Source organism: Streptomyces sp. NPDC031274 (assembly GCF_055570235.1).
Genome location: NZ_JBVIHP010000009.1, coordinates 273,703 through 284,525, shown reverse-complemented (window position 1 = coordinate 284,525; position 10,823 = coordinate 273,703). Strand labels below are relative to the sequence as shown.

At 72.0% G+C, this 10,823-nt stretch carries 8 protein-coding genes and 1 pseudogene; 5 read left to right on the top strand and 4 right to left on the bottom strand.

Annotated features, from left to right (window positions below):
• Positions 1-194: pseudogene (locus ACZ5CR_RS17460) on the top strand (hypothetical protein); the annotation flags it as partial.
• A 59-nt stretch (positions 195-253) separates the two neighbouring features.
• Here ACZ5CR_RS17460 and ACZ5CR_RS17455 read toward each other — a convergent pair.
• The 4 genes from ACZ5CR_RS17455 to ACZ5CR_RS17440 all read right to left on the bottom strand — a co-directional run bounded on the left by ACZ5CR_RS17455 (position 254) and on the right by ACZ5CR_RS17440 (position 5,771).
• Positions 254-2,902 carry an ATP-binding protein gene (locus tag ACZ5CR_RS17455; protein ID WP_468858203.1) on the bottom strand — a complete coding sequence of 883 codons (2,649 nt, stop codon included), beginning with the start codon at positions 2,900-2,902 and terminating at the stop codon, positions 254-256.
• Positions 2,903-3,044: 142 nt separating this feature from the next.
• Positions 3,045-4,202, bottom strand: coding sequence for an acetyl-CoA C-acetyltransferase (locus tag ACZ5CR_RS17450; protein ID WP_468858201.1), 1,158 nt, complete (start codon positions 4,200-4,202; stop codon positions 3,045-3,047).
• Positions 4,203-4,262: 60 nt separating this feature from the next.
• A complete protein-coding gene (locus ACZ5CR_RS17445; protein WP_453529583.1) occupies positions 4,263-4,850 on the bottom strand; it encodes a TetR/AcrR family transcriptional regulator in 588 nt (195 codons plus the stop codon).
• Positions 4,851-4,988: 138 nt separating this feature from the next.
• Positions 4,989-5,771, bottom strand: a complete 783-nt coding sequence (locus ACZ5CR_RS17440) for an SDR family oxidoreductase (protein WP_468858199.1) — start codon at positions 5,769-5,771, stop codon at positions 4,989-4,991.
• Between the two features lie 134 nt (positions 5,772-5,905).
• On the opposite strand from ACZ5CR_RS17440, the gene ACZ5CR_RS17435 reads away from it, so the two are divergent.
• The 4 genes from ACZ5CR_RS17435 (at position 5,906) to ACZ5CR_RS17420 (ending at position 10,678) form a co-directional block, all read left to right on the top strand.
• A complete protein-coding gene (locus ACZ5CR_RS17435) occupies positions 5,906-7,060 on the top strand; it encodes an acyl-CoA dehydrogenase family protein (RefSeq protein ID WP_468858197.1) in 1,155 nt (384 codons plus the stop codon).
• Positions 7,060-8,079: an acyl-CoA dehydrogenase family protein gene (locus tag ACZ5CR_RS17430; protein WP_468858195.1), complete on the top strand. Its 1,020-nt coding sequence runs from the start codon at positions 7,060-7,062 to the stop codon at positions 8,077-8,079. Before ACZ5CR_RS17435 ends, ACZ5CR_RS17430 begins: the two co-directional genes overlap by 1 nt.
• Positions 8,080-8,336: 257 nt before the next feature.
• A complete protein-coding gene (locus tag ACZ5CR_RS17425; protein WP_468858194.1) occupies positions 8,337-9,521 on the top strand; it encodes an anhydro-N-acetylmuramic acid kinase in 1,185 nt (394 codons plus the stop codon).
• A 128-nt stretch (positions 9,522-9,649) separates the two neighbouring features.
• Complete coding sequence (locus ACZ5CR_RS17420) at positions 9,650-10,678, top strand: DUF2510 domain-containing protein (protein WP_468858193.1); 1,029 nt, start codon at positions 9,650-9,652, stop codon at positions 10,676-10,678.
• Positions 10,679-10,823: the final 145 nt, after the last annotated feature.

Sequence of the window (10,823 nt, the reverse complement as noted above, 5' to 3'; positions counted from 1 at the left end):
GCAACTCCCCTCCGCTGCCCCTCCCCTCCCCGGCAACCGAAGATCTGCCGTCGCGCGAGGAACTGGCCTCAGCGGTGATGGCGGAAGCGGCTGAGGCGGTGGAGCGACTCCCCTCCTCACCACTCCCCCTGACCCTGGACCCTGCCCCCCGCCCCCGCCGCGACCCGGGGCTCCGCCCCTGGCCCGCGCCTTGATCGCCGGGCGGGCTGAACCGCTCACATCCCCGTCTCACCCCCCCTGTCTCACCCCCGTCTCACACCCTGGCCACCGCCAAGGACTGCCGCGCCCGGGCGACGAGTCCGTCCGCTCCGCAGGACTCGGCCAGGGCCAAGCCCCGCGCCAGCTCGTTCACGGACCCCGCCGCGATGCCGTACTCGACCCGGGCGACGGCGTGTTCATAGGCGCACGGCGACGCCTCAAGGCAGGCGACGGCCCGTGCGTACAGCGCGACCGCGCGCTGGCCGGTCTCCAGGGACGCCGCGCACCGCAGCGCCTCGCCGATCGCCGTCTCCGTGCCGAAGAGCTCCGCCTGGATCCGTACGTCCTTGACCAGTTCGGCGGCCCGTCGCGGGTCCTTCTCGGCGAGTGCGCGGGCGAGGTCGTTCGCCCAGGGGGCGACGATCGTGTTGTAGCGGCCGCGTTCGTGCGCGGTCTTCGCCGCCACCTCCAGCTCTCCCAGGCCCTCCGACCGTCGCCCCGTGGCGATGAGGAGACGGCCGAGCACGGAGTGGATGTCGGGCAGGAAGATCGTGGAGGGGAAGGGCGGCGCGATGCCGTAGTGGTCGGCGATCTCCTGGGCCTCGTCGATCTTGCCGCGGGCGAGCAGCGTTTCGATGAGCTTGCACGCGGCGTCCCAGTGCATCGGAAGCCCGGTGCCCACCCGGTCGGACAGGCGCAGGCTCTCCCGCAGCTCGGCCTCCGCCTCGACCAGACGTCCGCGCCTGCGGTACACAAGACCCAGCCAGGCCTTGGCGACGGCCAGATGGCCGCCGCTCCAGCCCGCGGCCTCGTAGGCGCGGACCCCCTCGGCGAAAACGCTCTCGGCGCGGTCGAGGCGGTCGGTGAAGATGTACGAGCCGCCCAGCATCGTCAGGAGCTCGAAGCCCCACTCCGTGTCGGTCCAGCCGAGCCCGGGCGCGAGGCGGCCGTTGACGAGGACGCGGTCGCAGAGCTCGACGATCTCCTCGGCGTTCTCCCCGCGGGTCATGGCGTCGAAGGCACGCAGGATCAACAGCGCACGCTCGGAGTTGTCGCGCCCCTGCAGCGGCCCGGCGAGTACGGCAAGGCGGCGCGAACGGCCCGTGGCGTCCTCCTCGCGCGAGTGGATGCCCTCCCACATGTAGTGGACACCCTGCAGACGCATCCGGTCGGGTCCGGGCTCGAGCCGGGCGGCCTCGGCGTCCACGACACGCAGGGCTTCCTCCAGCTGGTCGTTGTGCACGAGGGCCTGGGAGAGGCGGCAGACGGCGTCCACTCTCAGTTTGCGGTCGAGCCCCGCCGCGTGGATGGCCTCGCGCAGATGGCCGATGGTCGTGACGGGCGAGGTCAGGAGCGTGGCGCAGCCCAGTTCGTAGAGCACGCGCCCGAGGATCTCGGGCCGCGGCGGTTCCCGCAGCGCGCGTTCGAGGCAGCGGCGGGCCGCGTCCGGCGCGCCGACGGCGAGGTGTTCGGCCGCCGCTTCCCGCAATTGCTCGACCAGTTCGGGGTCGTCGTCCGGGTGGACCTCCAGGAGGTGCCGGGACGCGGCTGCCGCGCCTCGCCCGGACAGCGTGACGGCCCAGGCGGCCTGGCCGTGCATCGCGGTGCGGGTGGCGGGCGGGATCGAGCGGTAGACGGTGGTGGCGATCAGCGGATGGACGAACTCCAGGCCCTCTTCGCCGCCGAGCAGGATGCGCGCGGCGCACAGCCGCTCCGCGCACCGCTCGGCCTTCGCGCGCTGCATCCCGGCGAGCGAGGCGGCGAGGTCGAGCGAGATGGCGGTGCCGAGGATCCCCGCGGCCCACGCGAACCGCGTGACGTCCGTGCCGAGTCCTTCGAGGCGGGCGACCAGGCCACGACCGCGCGCCGAGCGGTTCAGGGCGCGCAGTTCGGCGGCGGAGCTCTCCACCGGCTCAAGCTCGCTGTCCTGGACCTTGGCGAGCAGTTCCACGGATTCGTACGGGTTGCCGCCGGTGACCGCCCACACCTCGCGGCAGAACGGGGCGTCCGCGTGCTCGCCGAGGGTGGCGCGGGTGAGCCCGGCCGCCGCATCCGGGGTGAGCGCGCGCAGCGGGGGCGAGGGGCGGGCCGCGGCGCCGACCGCCGCGAGGTGGCGCGCGCTGTCGCCCGCGACTTCGTCAGGGCGGTGGGCGACCACGACGAGGACCGGCAGTTCGTGCAGGCGCTGGGCGAACGCGGCCAGCCAGTGCAGGGTCTCCTGGTCGGCCCAGTGCGCGTCGTCGATGAGCAGGACGAGCGGCCAGTGCACCCCCGAAAGGCGCACGACCGCCTCGACCAGGCCGTCGCACACGCCCTGCGGGTCGGCCTGCCTGCCACCCGGCTCGGCTATGCCGAGCGCGGGTCCCGCGATCGGATACCAGTCGCCGAGATACTCCCGGGCCTCTTCGGGCGAGAGGTCGACGAGAGCCGACTGCAACAGCTGTCGTACGACGTTGAAGGGAACGGAGGTGACGGTCTCGCCGCCCCGCGCGGACCACACCGTGGCCCGCCCCTCCGCGATGCGCCGCACCTCGGAGAGGAGCGCTGTCTTGCCGATGCCGGCCTCGCCCTGGAAGACGAGCAGACCGCCCGCCGTGGTCGCGTCGGAGCACAGCTCGTCGACGGCCTCCGCGACCGCGGTCAGTTCCGCATCGCGCTCCCACAGCGGGGCCCAGGTGCCACCTCCGGGCCGTCCCTGTGTCATCGCGCTACCTCCCGAGGTCGCTCAATCGACGTACAACCATCGAGACTAGCTGGGGAGAGGGCCTCACGGTGCGGTGTCCGGGCAGCAACTCCCGCAAGGTGTGAGGGGCGAGCCCGGATCCGGACGCGGTCGGGGGACGCTCTCAGAGGCGTTCGATGATGGTCACGTTCGCCTGGCCGCCGCCTTCGCACATGGTCTGGAGTCCGAACCGGCCTCCTGTGCGCTCCAGTTCGTGAAGGAGCGTCGTCATCAGTTTGACGCCGGTCGCCCCGAGGGGATGACCGAGGGCTATCGCGCCGCCGTTGACGTTGACCTTCTGCGGATCGGCCCCGGTCTCCTTCAGCCAGGCGAGAACGACCGGCGCGAAGGCTTCGTTGATCTCGACGAGGTCGATGTCCCCGATGCTCATGCCGGTCTTCTTGAGGGCGTACGCGGTGGCGGGGATCGGCGCGGACAGCATCCTGATCGGGTCCTCGCCGCGCACCGAGAGGTGGTGGATGCGGGCGCGGGGCGTCAACCCGTGCTCCCGCACGGCCCGTTCACTCGCGACGAGCATCGCGGCGGCGCCGTCCGAGACCTGCGAGGAGCAGGCGGCGGTGATGGTGCCCTCGTCCAGGACGGGCTTGAGGCCCGCCATCTTCTCCAGGGTCGTGTCGCGGCGCGGGCCCTCGTCGGCGGTCACGTCTCCGAAGGCGGCGAGTTCGCGGTCGAAGCGGCCTTCGTCGATCGCGCGGACGGCCCGCTGATGCGAGCGGAGCGCGAACTCCTCCATGTCACGGCGGGTTATGCCCCACTTCTCGGCGATGAGCTGGGCGCCGTGGAACTGGTTGACGGGTCGGTCCCCGTAGCGGGCGTGCCAGCCCTCGCTGCCCGCGTACGGACCTTCGGTGAGGCCCAGCGGTTCGGCGGCCTGCCGGGAGGCGAAGGCGATGGGGATCATCGACATGTTCTGTGTGCCGCCCGCGACGACGAGGTCCTGTGTGCCGGACAGGACGCCCTGCGCCGCGAAGTGCACGGCCTGCTGCGAGGATCCGCACTGCCGGTCGATCGTCACACCGGGCACCTCTTCGGGCAGCCCTGCCGCCAGCCAGGAGGTGCGGGCGATGTCCCCGGCCTGCGGGCCGACCGTGTCCAGACAGCCGAAGACGACGTCCTCGACGGCTGCGGGGTCGATTCCGGTGCGCTCGACGAGTGCGGTGAGGACATGGGCTCCCAGGTCGGCGGGGTGGACGGCCGAGAGGCCGCCCTTGCGCCTGCCGACGGGGGTGCGGACCGCTTCGACGATGTAGGCCTCGGCCATGGCTGCGTACTCCTCGTGCTCCTCGGTCGGTGCGGTCGCCGGGACGACGACGCGCTCTCTCTACGTGCGTACGGCGATGCCGTCCAGGACCATCGACAGGTACTGGCGGGCGATCTCCTCGGGGCTGTGGCCGCCCCCGGGGCGGTACCAGGACGCGGCGACCCAGACGGTGTCGCGCACGAAGCGGTAGGCGAGCCTGATGTCCAGGTCGTCGCGGAAGACGTGCTCCGCGACTCCGCGCTCCAGCGTCGTCAGCCACGTCTTCTCGAAGCGCTGCTGCGAGTCGGTCAGGTACTGGAAGCGCGCCTGCGCGACCAGGTGCCTGGACTCCTTCTGGTAGATGGCGACGGCGGAGCGGTGCCGGTCGATCTCCCGGAAGGACTCGGTGACGAGGGCCTCAAGGGTCTCGCGGGGGCCGAGGTGCGACTGGAGCACGGTGTCGTACCCGTCCCACAGCTCGGTGAGGAAGGTGGAGAGGATCTCTTCGAGCATCGACTCCTTGGAGTCGAAGTGGTAGTAGAGGCTGCCGGCGAGCATGCCGGCGGCGTCCGCGATCTTGCGGACCGTGGTCGCGTTGTACCCCTGCTCGGCGAAGACGTCGGCGGCGATGGCGAGAAGTTCGCCGCGGCGCTCGGGTGAGGGACTCACCGCGGCCTTCTTGGCCGGAGCGTTCTTGCCCGGAGCGTTCTTGGCGGGCGCCTTCTTGGCAGGTGCCTTCTTCGTGCTGGTGGTGGGGCTGGTGCTCGTGCTGCTCTGCTTCGGTTTCGACACACGGTCATTCTCCGCCTAGGCGTGCTGATTGCTGACCGAGACCGTCTCCCCCGTCATGTACGAGGAGTACTCACTGGCCAGGAAGACGATGACGTTGGCTATCTCCCAGGGTTCGGCATACCGACCGAACGCCTCGCGCGCGGTGAGTTCTTCGAGGAGCTCCGGCGATGTGACCTTCGCGAGGTGCGGGTGCATGGCGAGGCTGGGCGACACCGCGTTGATCCGTATCCCATGGGGTGCGGCCTCGACGGCGGCGCACCGGGTGAGGGCCATGACGCCGGCCTTCGCCGCGGCGTAGTGCGCCTGACCCGCCTGGGCGCGCCAGCCGAGCACCGAGGCGTTGTTCACGATCACGCCGCCCCGGCCGACGGCCCGCATGCGGCGCAGGGCCGCTCTGGTGGAGCGGAACGTGCCGTTCAGCGTGACGTCGATGACTCTGTCCCACTGTTCGTCGGTCATCTCGGTGAGCTCGGCGGTGCCTCCGAGGCCCGCGTTGTTCACGACGACGTCAAGGCCGCCGTGGCGCTGCTCGGCCAGGTCGTACAGAGCCTGCACCTGCGCTTCGTCCGTGACGTCGCACGGCGTCCCGTCGACCCGGTCCGCGCCGAACTCCCCGGCAAGCGCCTCGACCGTCTCCTTCGTGCGGCGCGGGTGGGCGTCGCCGATGACTATGCGCGCGCCTTCCTCCAGGAAGCGTCGGGCGGTGGCGCCGCCGATGCCCGCTCCGGCCGCGGCGGTGATGACGGCCGTGCGGCCCGCGAGCAGACCGTGCCCCGGCACGTACGCGGGTGCGTCCATGCTCGGCCCCCTTAGCTTTCGACTCGCTCTCGACGACTGGCTCAACGCCAGGGTAATCTACCAAACACTTGTTAGGGAAGAGCGCCGGGGAAGAACCAGCCGAAGCGAGCACCGACCGAAGAGGTGGGCAACTGATGGACCTCGACTTCACCGCCGGGGAAGGGGAGTTCAGGCAGCGGGCGCGCGACTGGCTCCGCGAGCATGTGCCGGTTGAGCCGCTGCCCTCGCTGGAGACCCGGGAGGGTTTCGCGGCCCACCGCGCCTGGGAGGGCGAGCTCGCGGCCGACCGCTGGTCGGTGGTCTCCTGGCCCGGGGAGTTCGGCGGGCAGGGCGTCGACATCGTCAAGTGGCTGATCTTCGAGGAGGAGTACTTCGCGGCGGGCGGCCCCGGCCGCGTCTCGCAGAACGGCATCAACCTCCTCGCACCGACCCTCTTCGACTTCGGTACCGACGAGCAGCGCGCGCGGGTCCTTCCGCCGATGGCGAGCGGCGAGACGATCTGGGCGCAGGCCTGGTCCGAGCCGGAGTCGGGCTCGGACCTGGCGTCGCTGCGGTCCACCGCGCGCCGCGCGGACGGCGGTTGGCTGATCAGCGGGCAGAAGACCTGGTCGTCGCGGGCGGCGTTCGCGGATCGCGCGTTCGGCCTGTTCCGCAGCGACCCCGCCGTCGACCCCGCCAAGCCGCATCGAGGTCTTACGTACCTCATGTTCCCGCTCGACGCGGACGGCGTGATCGTCCGCCCCATCGGGCGCCTGGACGGCAAGCCCGCGTTCGCCGAGCTCTTCCTCGACGACGTCTTCGTACCGGACCAGGACGTGATCGGTGAGCCGGGCCAGGGCTGGCGGATCGCGATGTCGACGACGGGCAACGAACGGGGTCTGACGCTGCGCTCCCCCGGCCGCTTCGTCGCCTCGGCCGACCGTCTGGTGCGTCAGTGGCGCGCGGACGGCGACCCCGCGGACACGGCGCTGCGCGACCGGGTGGCGGACGCGGTGATCGGTGCCCGCGCCTATCAGCTGTTCACCTGGGCCAACGCGTCACGCTTCGCGGCGGGCGAGGCGATCGGCGCGGAGTCGAGCCTGAACAAGGTCTTCTGGTCCGAGTACGACATCGCGCTGCACGAGACCGCGCTGGACCTTCTGGGCGCGGAGGGCGAGTTGGCGGACGGCGGCGAGTGGGCGGAGGGGTACGTCTTCTCGCTCGCCGGTCCGATCTACGCGGGCACGAACGAGATCCAGCGCGACATCATCGCCGAGCGGCTGCTCGGACTGCCGAAGGGACGCCGCTGATGAGGTTCCTCCTCGACGACGAGCAGCGCGACTTCGCGCGCTCGCTCGACGCGATGCTGACGGCTGCCGACGCTCCGGCGGCCGCGAGGGCGTGGGCCGCCGGGGACCACGCGCCGGGGCGTGCTGTGTGGGGACGGCTCGCGGACGCGGGCGTGTTCGCGTTGGCCGTTCCCGATGAGCCAGAGAGGTACGAGGGGTACGAGGAGTACGAAGGGGTGGGACCGCACCCTGTCGAGGTCTGCCTCGCCTTCATCGAGCTGGGGAGGCACGCGGCACCAGGCCCTCTGGTCGAGACGGTGGCGGCGGGCGCGCTGCTCGCCCGCCTCGCCGAGCTGGGCGAAGCGGCCCCGGCCAAGCGGTTCCTTCCCTCCTTGGCCTCCGGGGATGCCGTCACGACGCTCGCGCTGCCCGAAGGGGGGCCGTTCGCACTGGACGCGGACGCGGCGACGCTGCGGCTGACCGCGACGGACGGTGAACTGCGCCTGGCTTCCGGGCACGCGCGCGTGCAGCGGTCGTTGGACCCGGCGCGCCGCCTCGCCCGGCTCAGTCCCGGCGAACTCCTCGCCTCGGGCCCGTCGGTGACACAGGCTTCCCGGCGCGCGGCGGACTGGGCTTCGCTCGCGACGGCCGCGCAGTCGTTGGGCGTCGGTCTCGCGCTCCTCGACAAGACGGTCGCGTACGTGAAACAGCGCACCCAGTTCGGCACACCGATCGGCGGCTTCCAGGCGGTCAAGCACCGCCTTGCGGACGTCCTGATAGGCCTGGAGTTCGCCCGCCCCCTGCTGTACGGGGCGGCGTTGACCCTGCGGACGGCGGATGTGGCGGCGGCGAAAGCAGCGACGGGCGAGGCGGCTTACGGCGCCGCGCGAGCGGCCCTTCAGCTCCACGGGGCGATCGGCTACACGGCGGAGTACGACCTGTCCCTATGGCTGACGAAGGCGCGAGCGCTGCGCACCGCCTGGGGCAGCCCCGGGGAATGCCGACGACTGGTGCTGTCCGCGGGGCTCGGGGACGGCTGATGGGTGGTCCGGGTGCGGGGCGTCGACCCCGGCGTGTCCGAGGAGGCCGTTCCAGGTGCCGTCGGTTCGGGTGAGGTTCGTGCGGCGCGTTCCTGTGCGCGGGCCGGGTGATCCCGTGGTGGACACGGACAAGTCGCCCTCTCCGCCCTGCCTCTCGTTCCTCCGGTGCCTGAACTGGATCGTACGTGCGAGTGCGCTTGCCCCGTCATCGCTGCGATGATCAAACACATCGGTGAGGAGAGCGAGAGGAGCAGTTCTTGCGCGTGATCGGGCTGATGTCGGGGACTTCGTACGACGCCATCGACGTCGCGGCGGCCGACCTGACGATCGACGGCGACCGTCTGCTGCTCTCTCCACTGGGTCTCATCACCCGCGGGTACGACGAGGCACTGCGAACGGCGCTCGGTGCCGCTCTGCCGCCCGCCACCACCACGCTGGCGGAGGTCTGCCGCCTCGACACCCGTATCGGTCAGGCCTTCGCCGCGGCGGCGGCCGAGGCCGACCGTGAACTGTGCGACGGGAGCGCGGAGTTGGTGGCATCGCACGGGCAGACGGTCTACCACTGGGTGGAGGACGGTCAGGTCCACGGCACACTGCAGATCGGGCAGCCCGCGTGGATCGCCGAGAGGACGGGGCTCCCGGTCGTCGCCGACTTCCGCCCCCGCGACATCGCAGCGGGCGGCCAGGGCGCCCCCCTGGTCAGCATCGTCGACCGGATGTGGCTGCGCGGCAGGCCCGGAGCCCCCGCCGCGCTGAACCTCGGCGGCATCGCCAACATCACCGCCCCTGACGGCACCGCCTTCGACACGGGCCCGGCCAACGCCCTCATCGACGCCGCCGTACGTGACCTGACGCGGGAGCGGCTCACGTACGACCTCGACGGCGAGATGGCCGCGCGCGGCACGGTCGACGAGGGGCTGCTCGCCGTCCTGCTGGGCGAGCCGTACTACGCGCGGCCCGCCCCGAAGACCACCGGCAAGGAGCTCTTCCATCTGCCCTACCTGCGCGCGGCGCTCACGGGGTACGAGGCCCTCGCCCCGCAGGACGTCGTCGCCACGCTCACCCGGCTGACCGCCGTTACGGTCGCCGACGCCGTCAGGGCGGTCGACGCATCCGAGGTCATCGCCTCCGGCGGTGGCACACGCAATCCGACGCTGATGGCCTTCCTGCGGGCCGAGTTGGGGAGGCCGGGGGGCGGGATCCCGGTGCGCACCTCCGACGAGCTCGGCCTTCCGTCCGCCGCGAAGGAGGCGTACGCCTTCGCGGTGCTGGGGTTCCTGACGGCGCACGGGCTGCCGGGGACGGTGCCGCAGAGCACGGGAGCCCGGCATGCGAGCGTGCTGGGGTCGATCACTCCGGGGCAGACCGGGGTGCGGGTGCCCGCACCCGTGGGCGGCGGCCCTGTGCGCCTCGTCGTGGACGGGCACGGGCACGGGCGGTGAACTCGCCTCCCCCTCGGGTGACTCGCCTCCCTCCCGGGTGAGCTGAGCGGCCCCACGGTGGCCTCCGTACAAGCCCGCTCGTCCCCCCTCTCATGCCGCTTTCACCGAATGCTCATACCCTGGCGCCCATGACCCAGGTAACCCCTCCCGGCTGGTACCCCGACCCCGGCCAGACAACTGACGCCCCCCGTACCGAGCGCTGGTGGGACGGGAACGTATGGACGGATCAGGTCCGCGCGGTGGGTTCCGCCGCCGGGTGGGGCGGTTCCGCTCCGGCGGCGCCCCCGGCCTATCCGCCCACCGCCCCGACCGGCACCCCGACCGGAGCCCCGGGCGCATACCCGGCCCACCCCTCCTATCCGGGACAGCCCACCGCCCCCAAGCGCGGCCTCCGCATAGGCATAGCCGTGGGTGTGGCCCTCGTGGTCCTGGCCGGGATAGGCAGCGGCGTCTACTTCCTGACCTCCGACGACGGCGGGGACGGGGACGGCGACAACGCCGCCAAGGCCCCCTCGTCCTCCGCCCCGTCGGAGCCGGGCGCGCCCCAGGACCCGCAGAACCCGCAGGACCCCGAGCAGTCCCAGCCTCCCGGCGGCGGCTCCGCGCCGCCGTCGGAGGAGGGGTACGCCACCGACCTCCTCAGCGGCATCAGCCTCCCCGTGCCGGACGGCTGGACCGGCGCGAGCGGCCAGGAGGGCGGCGCCTCGGTGACCACGGACCCCTATCCGTGCCCCCGGGAGACCGACAAGACCTGCACGCGCGGCGGCGCGTACTCCGGCCCCGCCAAGGGCTTCAAGGTCGACGCCAAGACGGCGGAGGAAGCGGCCAAGGCCGACATCTCCGTCAACGCCAAGGAGTCCTACGGCGGCAAGACCTACGGCAAGGTCACCTCGCACAAGGAGCTGGAGTCCAAGGCGGTCACCGTCGCAGGGCAGAAGGGCTACCTCGTGCGCTGGAAGGCCGTCACCGAGAAGAGCGACGACGGGTACGTCCAGTCACTCGCCTTCCCCTCGCCCACCGTGAAGTCCGAGCTCGTCATCGTCCGTTTCGGCATCGACGTCAACGACAAGTCCCCGAAGGTGTCCGTCATGGACGAGATCACCAAGGGGATCAAGGCCGCGTCGGGCGGCGGAGGCGGCAACGGCAAGGAAGTCTGACGGGGCCGCGGAAGTCCGACGGGATCCATGAACGCCTGCCCGGGTCCATGAACGTCCGAGCCGGGGGGGGGGGGGGGGGGGGGGGGGGGGGGCGCCCCGCGCCAAAACAACCAAACCCCCCCCCCCCCCCCCGTGCAGGGCGGTG

Bases quoted from the DNA above. Each gene is read 5' to 3' on its own strand.
- ACZ5CR_RS17455 (WP_468858203.1), bottom strand. From the start codon at position 2,902: ATGACACAGGGACGGCCCGGAGGTGGCACCTGGGCCCCGCTGTGGGAG.
- ACZ5CR_RS17450 (WP_468858201.1), bottom strand. From the start codon at position 4,202: ATGGCCGAGGCCTACATCGTCGAAGCGGTCCGCACCCCCGTCGGCAGG.
- ACZ5CR_RS17440 (WP_468858199.1), bottom strand. From the start codon at position 5,771: ATGGACGCACCCGCGTACGTGCCGGGGCACGGTCTGCTCGCGGGCCGC.
- ACZ5CR_RS17435 (WP_468858197.1), top strand. From the start codon at position 5,906: ATGGACCTCGACTTCACCGCCGGGGAAGGGGAGTTCAGGCAGCGGGCG.
- ACZ5CR_RS17430 (WP_468858195.1), top strand. From the start codon at position 7,060: ATGAGGTTCCTCCTCGACGACGAGCAGCGCGACTTCGCGCGCTCGCTC.
- ACZ5CR_RS17420 (WP_468858193.1), top strand. From the start codon at position 9,650: ATGACCCAGGTAACCCCTCCCGGCTGGTACCCCGACCCCGGCCAGACA.